Here is an 18140-nt window from a genome sequence, read left to right as displayed (position 1 = left end):
GCATTCGAATGGCCGGGAACGACGCCATCTTGGCGCGGACATGACGGGCCTGTGGCGGACGGATGAGTTCCGCATGATCGCCGGTCCGTCCCCCACGCGTACGCTGCGGCTTCATGAACACCGCGAGAACCGCTGACGAGGGGACGTACGACATGACCGGCCGGGAGAGGATCGCCGTGGTCACGGGTGCCGGTTCCGGCATCGGCCGCGCGGTCGCCGCCGAACTGCTGCGCGCGGGCTGGACGCTGGTCCTGGCCGGCCGGCGCGCCGGGACCCTGGAGGAGACGGCCGCGCTCGTCCCCGGCGGCGCCGCGCTCGCCGTGCGGACCGACGTGTCACGGCCCGAGGACGTGGCCGCCCTGTTCGCCGCCGTGCGCGACCGGTTCGGGCGGCTGGACCTGCTGTTCAACAACGCCGGGACGTTCGGCCCGGGCGGCGTGCCGGTCGAGGAGCTGCCCTACGACGCGTGGCGGCACGTGGTGGACACCAACCTCAACGGGGCGTTCCTGTGCGCGCAGGCGGCGTACCGGCAGATGAAGGAGCAGACTCCGCAGGGCGGCCGGATCATCAACAACGGCTCGATCTCCGCGCACACGCCGCGTCCGCACTCGGTGGCGTACACGGCGACCAAGCACGCGCTGACGGGCCTGACCAAGTCGCTGTCCCTGGACGGCCGGCCCTACGGCATCGCGGTCGGCCAGATCGACATCGGCAACGCGGCGACCGACATGACGGCCGGTATGCGGACCGGAGCGCTCCAGGCCAACGGGGAGATGGCGCCCGAGCCGGTGATGGACGTCGTCGACGTGGCGCGCACGGTGCGGCACATGGCGGAGTTGCCGCTGGAGGCGAACGTGCAGTTCGCGACGGTCATGGCGACGACGATGCCGTACGTGGGGCGCGGCTGAACGGACCGCTCGGGCGGTCCCCTTGACGGCCCGTCGGCGATCCGCACAACCGGAATTCAACAGTCCGCACCCTTGCGGCCGGCGGCGGACTTATGCTCAACTTTCCTTCACCGAAGCTTCACACTCGGAGCGTCGGCCTTCCAGGATTCCGCGAACCATGGCGAGGGGGGAGGCGGCAGCCGTTCCGGCCACCGGAGGGGGGTGGATCCCGCGCGGGACCGCGGGATGCGCACCGGTGGGCGGACGGCTGCCGCCGACATGCCCGTCGGCGTCAGCCCCGGAGGATCCGCTCGACCTCGGCCGTCTGGCCGTCGGTGAGCGGCCCCTTCTCCAGCGCGCCCGCGTTCTCCTCGGCCTGCGCGACGGAACGGAACCCGGGGATCGGCACGGTGCGGTCACTGCGGGCCCACAGCCAGGCCAGCGCGCCCTGCGCGAGCGTGCGGCCGCCCGAGGTGAGGACGTCCCGCAGCGCCTCGACCCGCGCCAGCCACTCCGGGTCGGCACCGGTCCCGTCCCCGAACCCCGGCAGCCAGGCCGGCGGTCTGCTGCGGATGTCCCCGGCCGCCGGGGCCCGCCGGTCCGCGTGTCTGCCGCCGAGCAGCCCCATGGCGAGCGGGCTGCGGTTGACACTCGCCAGCCCCGAGGCCTCGCACAGGGCGATCATCTCGGGCGCGTCCTGGAGGACGTTGGCCCGGTGCTGCACGGCCGCGCAGTGCTCACCGGACGCGAACACGGCGGCCCGCGCGGGGTCGTCCGTGCTCCACGCGTACGCGCGCACCAGCCCCTCCGTCACGAGCTCCTCGCAGACGTCGCGGAGGTCCGCGGCGCGCTCCGGGTCGGCGTCGGCGAGGTGCAGCTGGTAGAGGTCCACGTGGTCGGTGCCCAGGCGCTCCAGCGACGCGGTGAGCGCTCGGCGGACGTACGCGGGCGAGTCGTCGGCGCCGGTGAGGGTGCGGGTGTCCGCGTCGAAGACGTTGCCCCACTTGGTGGCGACGACCACGTCGTCCCGTCGCTTGCCGAGGGCGCGGCCCAGCACGCGTTCGCTGTGCCCGGTGCCGTAGACGTCCGCCGTGTCGAAGAAGGTGACGCCGAGGTCGAGGGCGCGCCGGATCGCCCGTACGGACTCGTCGTCGTCGACGCGTCCCCAGCCGAGCGGCTGCCCGGCGGTGTCCCGCCATTCGCCGCCGATGGCCCAGCAGCCGAAACCGAGCGCGCTGACCTCGATGCCCCCTCGGCCGAGGGTCCTGGTGGTCCTGGTCGTTCCGTTGGTCTCCATGCCCGGGGACGCTAGGAGTTGAAGCGCACCCGAAGGCAAGTGCGACCGCGCGGCCTTGCACGGCCCCGGTTACGCCTGCCCGGTCTCGAACCGCGCGATGCGGCCGTCGTCGTCCACGGTGAAGCTCCACCGGGTGCGCATCTCGCCCCAGGTGTCGTTGCGGTAGCGGGCGATGAGGGAGCGTCCGCCGTTCGACTCGTTGTCGACCTCCAGGTGGCCGTTGGAGGAGAAGATCTCCTGGTCGATCCACTGGGCGAGGTCCCGGTCGTCGCCGTCGTCGGCCATGGTGGCGTCCGGCGCGAGCAGCGCCATGAAGGCCTCGCGGTCGTGGGCGTTGACGGCGGCGACGAAGGCCCTCACGGCCGGGTCGCTGAGTCGGGTGGTCTGGATCGTCATGCCGGCCAGCGTCACACCGGTCCCGCACCCCCGCCACCCGAACGGCGCCCGCTGCGGACCGGTCGGGTGCGGGGGCGCGGGGCCGGTGTGACGGTGGGAACGCGAGGAGGGGCATCACCTCACGTTCTCCCGAAGGAGCCGACATGACCTGCTACGACCGACGCGATCTCGGACTGCTGCTGCTCCGTCTGGGGACGGGAGGCGTCCTGGCCGCCCACGGTGCGCAGAAGCTGCTCGGCTGGTTCGGCGGCGGGGGGCTCGAGGGGACCGGCCGGGCCATGGAGGCCATGGGCTACGCCCCGGGCCGGGCCAGCGCGACCGCGGCGGGCCTCGCGGAGGCCGGCGGCGGCGTCCTGCTGGCGCTGGGCCTGGCCACCCCGGCCGCGGGTGCGGCGGCGGCCGGCGCGATGGCGGGCGTCGCGGCGGTGCACGCCCCGAACGGCTTCTTCGCCCAGAGCGGCGGCTACGAGTACGCGGCCTCCCTGGGCCTGACGGCCGCCGGCCTCGCGGTCACGGGCCCCGGCCGCCTCTCCGTGGACCACGCCCTGGGCCACGCGGTCAACCGGAACTGGATGGTCCCGGCGGCCTTCGCGGTGACGGCCGCGGCGACGACGGTGGTCGTGGGGGCACGGAACAGGCGGATGCGGAAGGCGGCGGAGAGCAAGCAGGAGAAGCTGTTCGACTGACCCGCCCCGGCGTGCCGGGAAACGGCTCCCGCGGGCCGGGCGGTCGACGCGGACCGGCAGTGCGGGGAAGGGGCGGGAGCCTGCAGGACGGGGCGGCCGAGGCACGGGACGACCTGGCTGCCGCCCGGACCGCCCTGCGGGACATGATCCGCGACCGGAACCGCGGCTCGACGCGATCGCCCCTCAGGTGGCTCGCAGACGGCCCAGGGCCGGCAGCAGTCGTGCGAAACTGGGCCGTCCCCGCCGACGCTGATCGCGTACATACAACGACGTCCCTCCTCGCACGGAAGGCACGCCCATGAGCCGTCCCGCCGTACCCGACCTGGTGTGGTGGCGCGGGGACCCCGAGCGGTGGGAGCTTCTGGAGTTCGACGGGCAGCACACCGCGGACGGGCTGCCCGTGGATTCCCGCTCGGAGGACAGGCAGCAGGTCCTCGAAGCCCTGGTCCGGGAGCCTTGCCGGGAAGACGGGGACTTCGCCCGGTTCCTGCTGCTTCAGGAGACACGGTGGCACGGGCACTCCTGGGGATTCAGCCACAGCATCGAACTCGCCGCTCTGCGGGTCGCCGAAGAACGCCGCGTCGAGGACGTCTGGCTCCTGTGGGGAGCCGTCTGCCGGAGCTTCGACACCTGGTGCGGCCTTCCGCACCACCTGCTGCTCGCCGCCGGGGTGTCCGTCACCACGGAGTACGTCAAAGGCTCCGCCCATCCCCAACGGGACAACCTCTTGGGGCACCTCGGGGAGATCTCCCGGGTCACGGACGAGGACGTCGCCCGGACGCTGAGCCAGCGGCGCCACTACTACGGCGAGATCCTGAACGAGCCGGACGGGGAGTGAGGTGACATGGAGATCACCGTGCAGTGGGTGCGGACATCGTGGACCAAGGAGTCCCGGGGAGGCGGGAGTGCCGCGCGCAGGAATGCCGCCCCGATCGGGTTCCCCTTCCCCCTGCACCGCGGCCGCCGGCGCACGTGGTGCGCATGCGCGAGGAGGACGGTTTCCAGCCTCATGACACTCTTGAGGACCTGGGCAAGGTCGATGTACAACTCCGTGAAGCCGAAGGACGCCTGCGGGTCTTCCCACGAGTGGAGCCTTTGTTCGCCCTGCCGCCACGGCGACGACGCCTGCCGGCCGTGCGCCTCGCCCCCGGGCAGTGGGTCCGTTGGCAGCTGAACTACCGCTTCAGCAGCGCGCTGGGGATCCGGGACTGGTCCTACTGGCTGGACACCTTCAACGTCGCCTACGGACCGGTGACCACTGACCTGTTCCGTGGAAGGCCTGACTTCCTCGTCGACGAGCAGGGCCCCGTCCGCTAGCGTCGGCTGACTCGGTCCGCGAGAGGTCGCGGCTCCCCTGCCCTCATGTGCCCGTGGTCGCTCCCGGATGCGCGGGACGGCCGCGAGGGGTGTCGGACGGTCACCTGCGCCCGCTTTCCCCACCAAGCGTCCGAGCCGGGGGAAGCTTGACCCGCTTCCCGGAGGAGCGTTCCCGTGAGCGGCGGCGTACCGGTCACCTGCGGACAGCGGCAGCCGCCGTTCCATCCGGTATGACCGCCTCTGTACGATGCGGTCGCTCGGCAGAGGGTCGGTAGAGCCTCACGGGCCTTCAGGACCCTGCTCCAGGAAAGACACCGCTCATGCACCATCCGCCCACCCCTCCCACGCCACCACCACCCGCCGGTCCGGCGGGCCCCGGGGCCCGTTGGTGGCGGACCGGCCAGGCCCGCGCCGGTTCCGTACTCGCCGTTCCCCTGCTCGGTCTGCTCAACGAGTACGTGGGCTTCCTCGCCCTGATCGCCGCGATCGTCCTGATCTGGAAGGACAGTCCCTGGCAGAAGGGCGTGAAGGTGGCCGCCACGATCGGGGCCATGGCGCTGCTCGGCGCGGTCCTCCCGGAGACGCCCGAGGGCGGGGCGTCGACCGCCGCGGCGGAGGCGGACGGGAAGGCGGGAGCCGGAGGAGGCACGGCCGGGGCCCTCGCCTCCGTGTCGCCGTCCCCGAGCGCGAAGCCGAGCACCAAGCCTCGGCCGGAGGCCGCGGACTACCGGGGCATGACGCTGGACGACGCCCGCGAGAAGGCTGAGGCGGCCGGTTTCGGCGTCGACGAGCACGACGCGTCCGACCAGGACAAGAGCATCATGATGCGCCTCAACTGGACCGTCTGCTTCCAGAAGACCGGCTGGACGTCGTCCGGAACGAAGACGATCGACTTCGGGGCGGTGAAGGTCGGCAGCCCGTGCCCCGAGACGGACGGCGGTCCCGTCCCGTGGCCGACGATGCCGGATCTGGTCTGGAAGACGTGGAAGACGGCGCACAAGGAGGTCGTCGGCCTCGGGACCGTCCCGGCCGATCACATCCGGGCGGACACGGCGTACCTCAACGACCAGCTGCCCGACGAGGGTGAGTACGACGACTGGCGCGTGTGCGCGACCGACCCGGCCGAGGGCGGGGACGTCACCGTCGGCCTGTGGGTGACCCTCGAACTGACCGACCCGGACAACGGCTGCCCGGACCCGGACCGGGAGGACGGCGACAGGCCGAACCTGCCGGACCGCGACGACGACGGAGACCCCGACTACCGCGACCCGTTCCCCGGCGACCGGAACCGCAACAGCAGCTGGCCGAACGGGCTGCCGGACAGCTCCGGGAGCTCGTCCGGCGGGGGCGGTGGCGGAGGCGGAGGCGGCTGGAACTGCCCGCGCACCCGCTGGTGCTGAGCGGACGTCCGGGCCGGCGCGCCCCGGACGTGGCGCGCCCCGGACGTGGCGGAGCCCGGGAGTCGTATCCAGCTCCCGGGCCCCTGGGGATGCCACCCGAACGCGCACGCCGGCGCGTTTAAGGGGACGGATCAGTCATCATGCCGTCGTGTTCTTCCTTTGAACTACCGCACCGCGCGAGAGGTGCAGGCGAGAGTCGAACTCGCATCCGACGGCGTTCGTCCGTACCCGGTCGATCCGGCGATGGGCGGCGATGCTGAAGCTGGAGCGAGAGTCTGAGTTTGACGGTTCAGGCGTTTCGCCTGCGCCTTTCAGGCTGAACTTCAGTTTCAGCTTGCGCTCGTCGCGCGAGCCGGTCCTCAATCCGGCCCGCGCCTGTCGCGCACCCCCGCGCTCGCACGCGAGGGCGATCGTGGGGCTACCCGTGACCGGCGTCAGCCGAACAGGTAGCCGAACACCGCGTCGCCGACCCGCTGGTCGGCGACCTCGGCGCCGTTGGCCTCCTCGCGGGCGAACTTCACGGCCTGCTGGAGCTTCTCGACCCGCTCCAGCAGCTCGTTCACCCGCCGCGCCGGGAGCGCCCCGGAGAACTTCACCGTCGTCCAGTACCCGATCGGGACGTCCTCGTAGTACACCTCGACCTGCGCCGGGTGCTTGTCGGTCGCCTCGGCCTTGACGTGGTTGCGCGGGACCTTCTTGGTGCGGATCGTGCGGACCGGGTCCGTCTTCCACCAGTCCGTGGACGGGTCCTGGGACCAGGACTCGGCGGCGTCGAGCGTGGGCAGCTTCTTGACGAAGGCGTGCAGGTCGGTGAGCTGCTTCTCCAGGAAGAGCAGGTGGCCGACCGGGACGTCGGCGACGACCGTCCGCCCGTCGACCGTGACGTCCGCGCGGGCCGTGCAGTTCGCCCAGTCCTTGGTGGCGGTCACGTCGAACAGCCGGGTCAGCGAGGTGGACATCTCGCGCAGCACGTCCTCGGCCCGTACCTGCACCCGCGTGGACTCGGGCGGCAGCTGCTCGCCCTCCTCGTCCTTCGGCTGGTACGTGCGCGAGATGCCGGCCAGCAGCGCGGGCTTCTGCACCTTGGCGTGCGCGGCGGTGACGTCCTGGAGCGCCTTGCTCTTGACGCCCTTCTCGACGGCGATGATCTGGTTGAGCTTCGTCATGTCGGTTCCCCCTCGAACAGGCAGGAACGTATCCCGGGCCCGCCGGTGCGCGCACCTCCTTTTGCGGCCCGTGGCGCGACGGCCGGTGGCCGTCGCGCCACGGGTCCTCGGCCGGGTCAGCCGGTGCTGCAGCTGACCGTCGGCCAGGTCCAGTTGCCGTTGGCCTGGATGGTCGCGCCCCAGGTGTTGCCGCTGCCGTTGGACCTGGCCGTCAGCACCTGTGAACTCGGGTAACTGGCACTGACGTTCCAGGTGGACAGCACCTTCGCCGGGGACGGCACGTTCATCGTCACCGTCCAGTTGTCGGCCCCGCTCACCGAGACGTTGAGGTTGTACCGGTCACCCCACCTCTGTCCGGCCGACAGCGTGGCGGTGCAGCCACCACCACCGCCACCCCCGCCACCGCCACCGGTGCCGCCGCCGTCGGGGGCGACCGCGCGTCCGGTCGTCGGGGAGATCATGCCGGAGCACAGGCCCTTGCTCGCCAGGGTCTGCGCGATGCGGGGGATCGCCGCGAGCGTGTTGGCGGGCCAGTCGTGCATGAGGATGACCTGGCCGTTGCCCAGCCGGGACACGGCCTGCACGATGGCGTCGGTGCTGGCGTTGTTCCAGTCCTGCGAGTCGACGTCCCAGATGACCTCGGTCAGGCCGTACTTGGCCTCGACCGAGCGCAGCGTGGAGTTGGTCTCGCCGTAGGGCGGGCGGAACAGCTTCGGCGTGCCGCCGCCCGCGTTCGCGATGGCCTGCTGGGTGCGGGAGATCTCCGCGTCCATCTGGGCCTGGCCGAGCTGGGTCATGTGCGGGTGGGTGTAGCTGTGGTTGGCGACCCACATGCCGGCGTCGACCTGGGCGCGGACGAGTGACGGGTTCTGGGCCGCGTACTGGCCCTGGTTGAACATGGTGGCCCGCAGCCCGTTCTGCTTGAGGGCGTTGAGCAGGGCCTGGGTGGTGCTCGAGGGGCCGTCGTCGAAGGTGAGGCCGACGTAGCCGTTGCAGGCGGCGGCCCGTGCGGGTGCGGCGGCGGGCGCGGCATCGGCGGTGACGGTGCCCGCGGCGGCCAGCGCGGCGACGGTCAGCCCGGCGGCTGCCACCCCGGTGACGCGGGAACGCCATGACGGGCGGGGTCTGGTGCGCATACGAGTGGGTCCTCCTCGTTCCTCGTGTCCGGGGTCAGCCCGCGCTGCAGGAGACGCTGGGCCAGGTCCAGTTGCCGTTGGCCTGGATGGTCGCGCCCCAGGTGTTGCCGCTGCCGTTGGACCTGGCCGTCAGCACCTGTGAACTCGGGTAACTGGCGCTGACGTTCCAGGTGGACAGCACCTTCGCCGGGGACGGCACGTTCATCGTCACCGTCCAGTTGCTGGCCCCGCTCACCGAGACGTTGAGGTTGTACCGGTCACCCCACTTCTGCCCGGCCGACAGCGTGGCGGTGCAGCCACCACCACCACCGCCGCCACCGCCGCCACCGCCGCCACCGCCGCCACCGCCGGAGCTCGTGCCGCCGACCGTGATGTCGGAGCTGCCGCTGCTCTGGTAGCCCTCGGTCGCCATGATCATGTAGTAGTTGAAGCTGCCCATCGGCATCCCGGCACGCGACCAGGCGTCGAAGTGGTTGCCCGTGGTGATGGTGCCGCCGGTCCGCCTCGACTGCCGCACGCTCCAGTACTGGTCGAAGGTGCGGGTGCCCTCGACGGACGGGGCGTTGTACCGCGTCGTCTTGTAGATGTCGTAGGTGCCGCCGTCACTGTTCACGGTGCCCATGAAGGTGCCCGTGGGCCGGTAGGTGCCCCAGTTGTCGACGATGTAGTACTCGACGAGCGGGTTGGACGTCCAGCCGTAGAGGGCCAGGTACGCGTTGCCGGACGGGTTGAACGTGCCCGAGTACTGCACGGTCCTGCGCCCGCCGTTGCTCCAGCCCTTGCCCGCGACGAAGTTGCCGGTGTTGCGCCACGAGGTGCTGTACCGGCCGCCGGACGCCAGGTTCATGGAGACGGTGCCCTGGCTGTCGGTCCAGAACGAGTAGTAGTAGCCGTTGTCGGTACCGGTCTGGTTGGTGGTCACGACCGTGTCGGCGTGAGCGGTGCCCGGCAGCATCATCGCGGCCAGGGCGGCCAGGGCGACGGCCCACGCGGTTCTGACGAGCAGTGCGACGCCGCGACTGCCGCGCCGCACGGGTTGGACGAGCACGCTCATGGCGGTGCTTCCTCTCCTGGGGGGATCGACAACGGCGCCAGTGTTGGCCTGTTCGCGTCAAGCGTCAATAGTTTCGGTACTTGTTTCGAAAGGTTCGAGCGTCGAAGGATCGAAGAGTCAGCGGATACCGGCTGCTCAGATATGCACTCACCAGCGATGAAGCGTTTCCTGACAGGTCGGGTCACCCTGTAGATCAGAAACGTGGGGAGGTCTTTACGAATGTTTCGATGCTCCGGGTGGCCGCTCCGGGCACGTGACCTTCCCCGACTCCGCCGGCCCCAGCCACACCTGGTTCGCCGGCAGCTTCACCGGTTCGCGGGTGACCGGGTCCCACAGGACCGCCGTCTCTCCCGCGACGCCGAAGGAGAGGTAGGGCCTGGTCGGCTTCAACGGCGGTCCTTCCCCGGCCAGTTCACCGGCCGGCACGACGAGCCGTACGCAGGTCCACTCCGGCTCGACGCCGAAGTACGACGGCGGGTCCTCGCCGCGCGCGGCCGCCGCGACCGTCCGGTCCACGGCCGTCCCGGCGGAGTGCAACGCCTGCAGCCCCGCGCCCGCGAGCATCGCCACGAAGAGGCACACGTTCAGGATGACGTTCGTGCCGTCCCCCGGGACGGCGTACCGGTGGTGCCGGTGCTTGGCGAACCCCCACCAGGCCGGGACGACCATGACGAGGCTCAGCATCACCAGCAGCTTCACCGCGGCCGCGAACTGCCAGACCGGGGGCACGTCGAGATCCTCCGGGCCGAAGGAGAGACCGTCGGCGTACAGGGCGTGCAGGACGGATCCCGCCGCCACGAACGCGGAGACGGTCAGGGTCACCGCCAGCGGAACCGCCCAGGCGACCCACTCGCCCCACGTCCACTGCCGCACCAGGAGCCACAGCCCCGCGAGGACGACGGCCACCACCGCGGTCGTGAGGATGCGGCGTGCGGTCCACGCCGTGTCGTCGCCGCCGAGGAGGCCCGTCCCGGAAGCGGCGAGAACCAGCAGGCAGAGCACGGCGACGGCGACGCCCTCGTACCGCTTGCCCTCCCCGCTCATGTCCCAGCCGGACCAGAGGGCTCCGCACGCCGCGAAGAGCGCCACGGCCCCCAGGATCCACCGCGGGGCACCGGGGACCGCCGCCGAGGCCAGTGTGAGGGCGCCCGCCGCCAGCAGGGCCCGCAGGATCAGCGTGTACACCGAGCGCTCCAGCCGCTCCTCCCGCCGGTAAGGAGCGGGTTCACGCCGCCGCCCGTCCAGCGGCCTGACGGCCACGGCGGGGCGGGGGGCTCCGGCGGGGGCGTCCGCGCGGGCCAGCCGCAGGGCCTGGCGCGGGCCGCTGGCGACGAACGCGCCGGTGTCGTGTCCGCCGAGCCGGGTGACGGCGCGGGTGAGGTGCCTCCGCCAGGCCGGCTGCCTGCCCGGACGCCGGTGGGCGGTGCTGACGACCCTCCAGTGAGGGAACAGCTCCCGGTCCCGCTCGAGCGGTTCGGCCCGGCGGACGTAGCCTTCGAGGCGGGCGCCGCGCAGCACCTTGCGGACCCGGTCGGCCGCGCCCCGGTCACTGCCCTTGGCCGCGCCGAAGAGGCGGACCTCTATCTCGTACACACGGGATCCGGGGTCGGGTTCCAGCGCCGCGCCCAGCGGCCCCTGGCCCGCGGGGTGCGCGTCGCGCACCGGCCAGCCGTGCGCCTCGAAGCGGGCCTCCGCCTCCCGCCAGTCGTGCTCACCGCCGCGGACCTGGACGAACACCCGGACCCGCTGGTCGTATCGCGTGGGGGCCATGCGGTCCGCCTCCTCCTGCACCGGGTGCTGCGCGAAACAGCCAGGAGACTACGGAACGTCGGGTGCCGGACGTCACCCGGGCTCCCCCCTGTCACCGTTCGCGCAGCCGGCCGCCGAGCACCCTGCCGGAACTGGTGGCTGATCGACAACCCTGCGCGGCACACCACGTCGCAGACCTGGGAACCCCCTGCCCCGCCCAGGAAACCCCTCGAGGACGGGGACGGAGTTCAGCCGCCGCTGTCGAGCCAGGCGACCGGGTCCGTGTACTGGCCGTCGTAAAGCACCTCGAAGTGGAGGTGCGGGCCGGTGGACAGGCCGGTGGAGCCGACCAGCCCGACGGACTGGCCGGCGGACACGTTCTGGCCGGCGGACACCTGGAGGACGGCCAGATGGCTGTAGGTGGTCTGCAGCCGCTTGCCGTTGATCGTGCCGTGGTCGATCACCACGCGGTTGCCGTAGGCCGGGGTCGTGCCCGCGAACTCGACCCGCCCCTCCCGCGCCGCGGACACCTGGGCCCCCTGCGGCGCACCGAAGTCGACGCCCGTGTGGAGCTTGGTGACCCCGGTCAGCGGGTGGGAGCGCGAACCGAACGGCGAGGTGACGGTGAGCACGGTGACGGGCGGCACCAGCAGCGCGCCGGGGGCCCGGCCGCTCTCCTGCTCGGGGTTCTGCCGGACCAGGGCGTCGTACTGCGGCAGCCGCTTCTTGACCTCGGCGACGAACGCGCGGGCCGGGGCGGGGACCTTGCCCGCCTTCTCGACCTGGTCCGTCCCGCTCCGGTAGGCGGCGAGCGTGAGGTCGGCAAGGTCACCGTTGACGATGCCCTCGGTACGCAGGGCGGTCACCTCCTTCGCCAGGGAGCAGTCCTTGCGCCCCAGCGCCATGATCGCGTCCACCGCGTCGCGCGGCGAGGAGGTGCCGTTGCCGTCCTCGTCGCGGCCCCAGGTCTTCCAGTCGGCGTCCGTGAACCGGGCGATGCCCCGCTCGGTGAGGCTCGCGGTGTCGCCCTGCCATCCGGAGAGCTGGTCGATGTGGGCGGCGAGGAGGGCGGGGGTGACGCCCGGGCAGTCCGCGGTCGCCCGGCGCAGCCAGGGGACGTAGGAGCCGTCCACGTTGCCGACGGACGACCGGCCCGGGTCCGGGTCCTGTGCCAGGTCCGTGCCGGGGAGGCCGTACCGGGCGGCGAGGGCGAGGACCCCGGTGAGCGTCACCAGGCCGGGCAGCACGATCAGGACGAGGGGACCGGGTCCGCGGCGACGGCGCGGGGAGGTGCGGGCGCCGGCCGTACCGGTCGTGCCGGCGGCCGACGGGTTCCCGGCCGGTGAGGGGATGACCGGCTCCGTGACGGGCGGCTCCGTGACGGGCGGCTGCGTGACGGGCGGCTGCGGTCCGGGCCGGGCCGGGCGGTGTTCCGCCGGATCGGGGGGCGGTGCCGCGGGGTCCGGCCGGAGGCCGTCGTCGTGCCCGGCCGTCCCCACCGCCCGGGGGTACGCCGTGCCTTCCCTGTCCTTGCTCACGTGCCGGGCCGGCTCCGTGAAGGCACCGCGGCGTGGCGCGGTGTCGGCGGGGTGTATCGGCTCACGCTCGGACGCTAGCGCGCCCGTGACGGGGAGTCACCGGACCCGGGGACAGGGTGAACTGCCCGATGGGGCACCGCCGGTGCCCGGCGGTCCTCTCACCCGGCCGGCCGGGTGACCGGCCGGCCCGTATTCACCGGGCGGTTCCGCCGCGGAGGGCCGAGGCGAGGGTCGCCTCGAGAGCACCGAGGGCCTCCTCGGAGGTGAACCGGCCGGCTTCGACCTGGTCTCCGGCCGCCTGGACCAGGGCGTAGACGGTGCCGACCAGCCAGTGGGAGGGGAGGTCGTCCCGGAACACTCCTTCCTGCCGCCCTCGGGTGATGAGCCGTTCCATCGCCGACAGGATCTCGACGTGGTGATCGTGGACGGCTTCCGCGGGCAGGGCACGGCGGGCGGCGTGCAGCATGCGCAGGTTGCGGTCGAGCAGTTGCCAGGAGGAACGGATGAGGGACCGGAGGGCCTCGTCGGCCGGCCCCTGGTCGAGGTCGGTGGCGGCGAGAACCGCGGCGACCTCGCCCAGGGCGCGCTCCATCAATTCACTGAGGAGCGCCTCGCGTGAGGAGAAGTGGCCGTAGAGGGTGACCCGGCCCACTCCGGCCGTCGCCGCGATCTCGGTCATGCTCGCGTGGGGGTTCTTGGCGAAGCACGTGGTGGCGGCGGCGAGGATCGCGGCGATGTTGCGCTCCGCGTCGGCCCGGCGGGGGTGGGCGGATCTGCCCCCTCGGGCCTTCGCGGCGCCGTTGTGGTGTCCGGAGTCCATGGGAGGAAGTCTAGAGACCGTGAGTCGTTCCTTTCAGTGGACGTGGACGCCCTCGGGGACTTCGGCCTTGCCTCGGGGGACCACCACCAGCGCGACGACCGCTGCCACCGCCGCCACGACGGCCAGGACGGTGTAGGCGGCGTGGAAGCCGGTTGCGGAATGCTCGGCGATGCCGGTGGCGGCGACGGTCGAGACGATCGCGGCGCCCACGGCTCCGCCGACTTCGTGGAACGTGTTGACGACTCCGGAGGCGACGCCGGCCTCGTGGTGGGAGATGAAGCCCAGCGCGGTGGTGGTCGCGGAGACGAAGACGGTGATGATGCCGATCGCGCCGACGGCCAGGCCGGCGACCGTGCCGGCGGTGCCGTCGACCAGGGCGAGCACCAGCCCTCCGCCGCCCGAGACGAGCAGTCCGCCGGCGGCGACGGGACGCGCTCCCGCGTGGGCGACGAGGTGCGCCGCGAGGTGGGCGCCGATCGCGGTCGCGACGGCGACGGGCAGCAGCAGGGCTCCGGCGGACAGGGCGGAGAGGTCGCGCACGTCCTGGAGGTAGAGGGACCCGAGGAAGACGAAGCCGAGCAGCAGACCGGTGGCGATGAGCATCAGGAACGAGCCGGCGGCGACCGGACGCTTGGCGAGGACGCGGAGGTCCATCAGCGGGGCGGAGGCCCTCCGCTCGACGAGGGGGAAGACGGCGTAGAGGACGACGGAACCGAACAGCGGCACCAGTGTGTCGGCCGAACCCCAGCCCGCGTCGCCCGCCTTGATCAGGCCGTAGATGAGCGATCCGGTCGCAGCGGTCACCAGGACGGCGCCCGGCAGGTCGACGCGGCGGTCGCCGTGCGGCGCGGACGCGGGCAGGAGCCGGGGGAGCAGGAGGAAGACGCCCAGGCCGACCGGGACGTTGATGAAGAAGACCCAGCTCCAGCCCGGGCCGGCGGTGAGCAGGCCGCCGAGGATCGCACCGACCGCGAAGCCGATGCCGCCGAGCATGGCCCAGATGCCCAACGCCTTGTTGCGCTCGGAACCGTGGAAGGTGCGGGTGAGCGTGGCGAGCGCGGCCGGGGAGATCAGGGCCGCGCCGACGCCCTGCGAGAGCCGTCCACCGATCAGGACGGTGGCGTTCTCCGCCAGGCCGGTCACGAGTGAGGCGAGGGTGAACAGCGCCAGACCGGTCAGCAGCAGGCGCCGGGCGCCGAAGGCGTCGGCCAGACGGCCGCCCAGCAGCATGAGGCTGCCGAAGCAGAGCGTGTAGGCGGTGACCGCCCAGGTCAGGGTCTCACGGCTGAGGTGGAGATCGGCGCCGATGCCGGGGAGCGCGACGTTGATCACCGTCACGTCCACGATCAGCATGAACTGAGCGAGACAGAGAAGCGTGAGCAGCATCCAGCGCCGCGGGTGAGCCGTTGGCCCGGGATGCGTCTCGGCGGTGGTGTGGGCGGCGTGGGCCATCAACAGGCCTCCTAATTCATACAGGCTGTATGAGTTAACGTAGCGCATCACCGCCTAACCTGAACAGTCATGTTCGAGTTGATGTTCCGCCGCAGGTCTTCTCGGGTCGTCGAGCGGGGTGCCGGGCAGGGCTCGGCACCCTCCGTGGAATCGCCTCGGCCCCAAGAGCCTTATTGATCAGGAACTCATGGGGTTCTCGCCCAGGACGTGGCGGACGTGCGGGCCGCCGTCGCGCGGCCGTTTCAACAACAGGTGGCGCGCGGCCGCATGACGCCGATGCGGGACTCGACCCCGACCGCACCGCACGGGCAAGGCCCTTCGGCGCGACGGGGCGAACCGTCGTGGCGCGAGGGTGGGTTGCCCCGGGAAACGGTCTGCCCACCCGATGCGACCCCGGAGCCGAAGGGCAGCCTGGGCACCCCCTCCGGCCTGGGCCGGAGGGGTGTGGCAGACGAGTCGGGCTGTACGCCGGGTTCTGTTCCGGCGGGTCCTCGCGGGCCCGCCGGCGACGGCCATCCATCTAGGACCGGCGTTGCCACCGGCCTCCAGCGGTCTACCCGCGGACTCGGGCGGGCAGCCCTCGAACGTCCGCGCAGAGCCGCCCCCTCGTGCGAGGAGGCGTCTCCTCTTGACCTTGCTCCGGGTGGGGTTTACCTAGCTGCCCAGGTCGCCCTGGGCACTGGTGGTCTCTTACACCACCGTTTCACCCTTACCGGGGGCCGAAGCCTCCGGCGGTCTGCTTTCTGTGGCACTGTCCCGCGGGTCACCCCGGGTGGCCGTTAGCCATCACCCTGCCCTGTGGAGCCCGGACGTTCCTCGGGAAGTCCCGCAAGGGACTCCACGCGGCCGCCCGCCCGGCTCGTCTGCCGTGCCGACCATGGTACCCGGCGGGCCCCCGGCCGCGGACCGGCGGCGGCCGTCGCGAGGACCGAGCCGGCCAGGATCAGGGTGAAGGCGACGCCGATGCCGAGGGTCAGGTCCTCGTCCAGGAAGAGGGCGCCCGCGGCGACGGCGACCGCCGGGTTGACGTAGGTGATGACGCCGGCCCGGGTCGGTCCGACCTCCCTGATCAGCTCCAGGAAGGCCACGAAGGCGACCGCGGTGCAGACGACGCCGAGGCCGGCCAGGGCCGCCAGGACCTCGCCCGGGGGGAGGGCGGCGGGCCGGGTCAGGAAGGCGGCGGGGGCGTAGACGACGGCGGCCAGGGTGAGGCAGGGGGTGATGAGCTGGAGGGTGGGGACGTCCTTGAGGTGGCGGGCGGCTACGAGGGGCGCGGTGGCGTAGCCGACGACCGTCACCAGCACCTCGGCGAGCGAGCGGGCGTCGCCGCCGGTGAGGTGCGGCACGGTGAGGACGGCGACGCCCCCGAGGCCGACGCCGAGTCCGGTGATCCGGCGGGCGCCGACCCGTTCCTCGGCGCCGAAGAAGCGGGCCAGGAGGACGGCGACGATGGGGACGCCCGTGATGAGCAGGCCGGCGGTGGAGCTGGAGAGGTGGCGTTCGGCGTCGGTGAGGGTCCACCAGGGGCCGATGATCTCGATGACGGCGAAGGCCAGCATCGGTGCCCAGTGCGCCCGGACCGTCCGGGCGAGGCCTCCCTGGCGGAGGGCGAAGGGGAGCAGGAGGGCGGCGCCGAGCGCGCACCGGGTGAACACGACCACGGACGGGGAGAGGTCCTCCACCGCCACCTTGATCATCAGATAGGGGATGCCCCAGACCACTCCCATCAGGGAGAACAGGGCCCAGCCGCGTGCAGTCATGGCGGCAGTCTGCGGGCCGCCCTCACCCGCCGTCTTGAACGCTGTTGCGGTACGCCGCCGGGGTCACGCCGAGGACGCGGCGGAACCAGCGCGTCAGGTGCGCCTGGTCGGCGAAGCCCACCAGGGCCGCCGCCTCGGCGGGCCGCAGCCCCGCGTCTAGGAGTCCGCGCGCCCTGGCCACCCGGTGCTGGGCGAGCCAGGCGTACGGCGGTATCCCCATCGTCGTGCGGAAGGCGCGCAGGAGTTGGTACCGGGACAGGCCCAGGTCGGTGGCGAGTGCCGCCAGGGAGGGCGGGGCGAGGAGTTCGTCGGCGAGGCGGTCGCGTACGACGCGGGCGACGCGGTCGGCTCCCGGGACCGTGTCGCAGGCGGCGCGGGCCGTGGAGTGGCGGCGGGCCAGGGCCGTGAGCAGCCACGGGATGCGGGACTCGGCCTCCAGGGGGTCGGGGCAGCGGGCGAGGTCAGTGTGGGCGGCGCGCAGGGCGCGGGCGAGTTCGGGGTCCTGGAGGACGGGCTCGCGGAAGTGCGGGAGGGCGTCGCCGCGCGTGCCGTCGGTGAGGAGGGCCGGCGCCGCGTACAGGGCGCGGTACGAGTAGCCCTCGGGGGCGGCCGGGCCGCCGGTGTGCATCTCGCCGGGTTCCAGGACGACGAGGGATCCCGGTCCCGAGTGGATGTGTCCGCCCCGGTAGGCGATGACCTCCAGGCCGCCGACGGTGACGCCGACCGTGAACTCGTCGTGGGCGTGCGGGGCGTAGACGTGGCGGTCGAAACGGGCGGTGAGGAGGTCGAGGGGCGGTCCGTCCGTGCCCAGCCGGGCCCTGGTCCACCGTGCCTGTTCGCGTGCGTCCACCGCTCCTCACCCCTCGCCCACGAGATCAGAGGAAGTCAGCGGTGTCCAGGTCGAAGGAGAAGGGGGCGGGCAGGGTCAGCGACTTGCCGAAGGCGACGGTGCAGTGCTGCCGGTAGTCGTCGTGGCCCGGATCGCCGAACAACGTGACCGACGACTCCTGACGGTCGACGAGCAGGTAGAGCGGGATACCGCCGCGCGCGTACGCATGGCGTTTGACCTCACGGTCGGCCAGGGGCTTGCCGGAGGTCACTTCCAGCACCAGCGAGACGCCGTCGCACGGCATCCAGGGCTCGGCTCCGCGATAGAGCCTGGACCTCTCGGGCGCGAAGGTGCCGTCGGGGATCACATGGTCCGCGAGGAGGCCGTCGGCGTTCTTCAGCTTGAGGCCCTTGTTGCCGGAGAAGTCCATGTCGACACGGGAGCGCCTGATCACCTGCGTCACGATCCTGCTGATGCAGTGCTCGTGGTCCCCGTCCGGCGGCGGTGTCACGACGATCTCCCCTTCGATCAGTTCCGCCCGGAAGCCCTCCGGGGCGTCCAGGTCGAGAAACCACTCCAGCAAGAGGTCCTGCGTGATCGGTTCGTGTGCCATGGCAGTCATGTCACGCCCCTCCTTCGGTCGCTCGCCAGAC

At 72.3% G+C, this 18140-nt stretch carries 15 protein-coding genes, 1 other RNA gene and 2 pseudogenes; 5 read left to right on the top strand and 13 right to left on the bottom strand.

Annotated features, from left to right (window positions below; translation table 11 throughout):
* Positions 1–113 precede the first annotated feature (113 nt).
* The gene (locus tag JHAT_RS00845) at positions 114–908 is read left to right on the top strand and encodes an SDR family oxidoreductase (protein ID WP_077796036.1); all 795 of its coding nucleotides are present in this window, start codon (positions 114–116) and stop codon (positions 906–908) included.
* Positions 909–1179: 271 nt separating this feature from the next.
* On the opposite strand, the gene JHAT_RS00840 is transcribed toward JHAT_RS00845, so the two are convergent.
* Positions 1180–2184: an aldo/keto reductase gene (locus JHAT_RS00840; RefSeq protein ID WP_077796035.1), complete on the bottom strand. Its 1005-nt coding sequence runs from the start codon at positions 2182–2184 to the stop codon at positions 1180–1182.
* A gap of 69 nt (positions 2185–2253) precedes the next feature.
* On the bottom strand, positions 2254–2580 hold the full coding sequence (locus JHAT_RS00835) for a nuclear transport factor 2 family protein (RefSeq protein ID WP_077796136.1): 327 nt from the start codon (positions 2578–2580) through the stop codon (positions 2254–2256).
* Between the two features lie 143 nt (positions 2581–2723).
* On the opposite strand from JHAT_RS00835, the gene JHAT_RS00830 reads away from it, so the two are divergent.
* The 4 genes and pseudogenes from JHAT_RS00830 to JHAT_RS00815 all read left to right on the top strand — a co-directional run bounded on the left by JHAT_RS00830 (position 2724) and on the right by JHAT_RS00815 (position 5983).
* Complete coding sequence (locus tag JHAT_RS00830) at positions 2724–3266, top strand: DoxX family protein (RefSeq protein WP_077796034.1); 543 nt, start codon at positions 2724–2726, stop codon at positions 3264–3266.
* A gap of 298 nt (positions 3267–3564) precedes the next feature.
* Positions 3565–4104, top strand: a complete 540-nt coding sequence (locus tag JHAT_RS00825; RefSeq protein WP_077796033.1) for a hypothetical protein — start codon at positions 3565–3567, stop codon at positions 4102–4104.
* A gap of 6 nt (positions 4105–4110) precedes the next feature.
* Positions 4111–4583 (top strand): annotated as a pseudogene (locus tag JHAT_RS00820) (hypothetical protein).
* 320 nt (positions 4584–4903) lie between these two features.
* A complete protein-coding gene (locus tag JHAT_RS00815; protein WP_143660333.1) occupies positions 4904–5983 on the top strand; it encodes a hypothetical protein in 1080 nt (359 codons plus the stop codon).
* A gap of 434 nt (positions 5984–6417) precedes the next feature.
* Here the strand turns inward: JHAT_RS00815 and JHAT_RS00810 are convergent, their stop codons facing one another.
* From JHAT_RS00810 to JHAT_RS00755, 11 genes and pseudogenes are all read right to left on the bottom strand, one after another.
* Positions 6418–7149: a hypothetical protein gene (locus tag JHAT_RS00810; protein WP_077796031.1), complete on the bottom strand. Its 732-nt coding sequence runs from the start codon at positions 7147–7149 to the stop codon at positions 6418–6420.
* Positions 7150–7265: 116 nt separating this feature from the next.
* Positions 7266–8285 carry a polysaccharide deacetylase family protein gene (locus tag JHAT_RS00805; protein ID WP_077796030.1) on the bottom strand — a complete coding sequence of 340 codons (1020 nt, stop codon included), beginning with the start codon at positions 8283–8285 and terminating at the stop codon, positions 7266–7268.
* A gap of 34 nt (positions 8286–8319) precedes the next feature.
* Positions 8320–9339: a glycoside hydrolase family 11 protein gene (locus JHAT_RS00800; protein ID WP_077796029.1), complete on the bottom strand. Its 1020-nt coding sequence runs from the start codon at positions 9337–9339 to the stop codon at positions 8320–8322.
* 213 nt (positions 9340–9552) lie between these two features.
* Positions 9553–11109 (bottom strand): hypothetical protein, encoded by a 1557-nt coding sequence (locus JHAT_RS00795; RefSeq protein ID WP_077796028.1) that lies wholly within the window; start codon positions 11107–11109, stop codon positions 9553–9555.
* 227 nt (positions 11110–11336) lie between these two features.
* A complete protein-coding gene (locus JHAT_RS00790; protein WP_107481789.1) occupies positions 11337–12440 on the bottom strand; it encodes a M23 family metallopeptidase in 1104 nt (367 codons plus the stop codon).
* Positions 12441–12819: 379 nt separating this feature from the next.
* Complete coding sequence (locus JHAT_RS00785; protein ID WP_077796027.1) at positions 12820–13446, bottom strand: TetR/AcrR family transcriptional regulator; 627 nt, start codon at positions 13444–13446, stop codon at positions 12820–12822.
* Positions 13447–13479: 33 nt separating this feature from the next.
* On the bottom strand, positions 13480–14898 hold the full coding sequence (locus tag JHAT_RS00780; RefSeq protein WP_077796026.1) for an MFS transporter: 1419 nt from the start codon (positions 14896–14898) through the stop codon (positions 13480–13482).
* A 448-nt stretch (positions 14899–15346) separates the two neighbouring features.
* Positions 15347–15760, bottom strand: an RNA gene (gene rnpB, locus JHAT_RS00775) — RNase P RNA component class A.
* A 70-nt stretch (positions 15761–15830) separates the two neighbouring features.
* A pseudogene (locus JHAT_RS35875) lies at positions 15831–16658 on the bottom strand (DMT family transporter); the annotation flags it as partial.
* A gap of 22 nt (positions 16659–16680) precedes the next feature.
* Positions 16681–17508 carry an AraC family transcriptional regulator gene (locus JHAT_RS00760; RefSeq protein ID WP_077796024.1) on the bottom strand — a complete coding sequence of 276 codons (828 nt, stop codon included), beginning with the start codon at positions 17506–17508 and terminating at the stop codon, positions 16681–16683.
* Positions 17509–17533: 25 nt separating this feature from the next.
* Positions 17534–18109 carry a Uma2 family endonuclease gene (locus tag JHAT_RS00755; RefSeq protein ID WP_253195359.1) on the bottom strand — a complete coding sequence of 192 codons (576 nt, stop codon included), beginning with the start codon at positions 18107–18109 and terminating at the stop codon, positions 17534–17536.
* Between the last annotated feature and the right edge of the window lie 31 nt (positions 18110–18140).

It is taken from the genome of Streptomyces sp. JHA26, from assembly GCF_002005565.1.
In the GTDB taxonomy this organism is placed as follows: Bacteria; Actinomycetota; Actinomycetes; order Streptomycetales; family Streptomycetaceae; genus Streptomyces.
This window is presented reverse-complemented; position numbering and strand designations above follow the sequence as displayed.

What these genes read in the sequence shown, in the direction of transcription:
- JHAT_RS00835 (WP_077796136.1), bottom strand. Translation starts at nt 2,580, where the DNA reads ATGACGATCCAGACCACCCGACTCAGCGACCCGGCCGTGAGGGCCTTC.
- JHAT_RS00810 (WP_077796031.1), bottom strand. Translation starts at nt 7,149, where the DNA reads ATGACGAAGCTCAACCAGATCATCGCCGTCGAGAAGGGCGTCAAGAGC.
- JHAT_RS00845 (WP_077796036.1), top strand. Translation starts at nt 114, where the DNA reads ATGAACACCGCGAGAACCGCTGACGAGGGGACGTACGACATGACCGGC.
- JHAT_RS00800 (WP_077796029.1), bottom strand. Translation starts at nt 9,339, where the DNA reads ATGAGCGTGCTCGTCCAACCCGTGCGGCGCGGCAGTCGCGGCGTCGCA.
- JHAT_RS00755 (WP_253195359.1), bottom strand. Translation starts at nt 18,109, where the DNA reads ATGACTGCCATGGCACACGAACCGATCACGCAGGACCTCTTGCTGGAG.
- JHAT_RS00815 (WP_143660333.1), top strand. Translation starts at nt 4,904, where the DNA reads ATGCACCATCCGCCCACCCCTCCCACGCCACCACCACCCGCCGGTCCG.
- JHAT_RS00795 (WP_077796028.1), bottom strand. Translation starts at nt 11,109, where the DNA reads ATGGCCCCCACGCGATACGACCAGCGGGTCCGGGTGTTCGTCCAGGTC.
- JHAT_RS00805 (WP_077796030.1), bottom strand. Translation starts at nt 8,285, where the DNA reads ATGCGCACCAGACCCCGCCCGTCATGGCGTTCCCGCGTCACCGGGGTG.
- JHAT_RS00830 (WP_077796034.1), top strand. Translation starts at nt 2,724, where the DNA reads ATGACCTGCTACGACCGACGCGATCTCGGACTGCTGCTGCTCCGTCTG.
- JHAT_RS00780 (WP_077796026.1), bottom strand. Translation starts at nt 14,898, where the DNA reads ATGGCCCACGCCGCCCACACCACCGCCGAGACGCATCCCGGGCCAACG.
- JHAT_RS00840 (WP_077796035.1), bottom strand. Translation starts at nt 2,184, where the DNA reads ATGGAGACCAACGGAACGACCAGGACCACCAGGACCCTCGGCCGAGGG.
- JHAT_RS00825 (WP_077796033.1), top strand. Translation starts at nt 3,565, where the DNA reads ATGAGCCGTCCCGCCGTACCCGACCTGGTGTGGTGGCGCGGGGACCCC.
- JHAT_RS00785 (WP_077796027.1), bottom strand. Translation starts at nt 13,446, where the DNA reads ATGGACTCCGGACACCACAACGGCGCCGCGAAGGCCCGAGGGGGCAGA.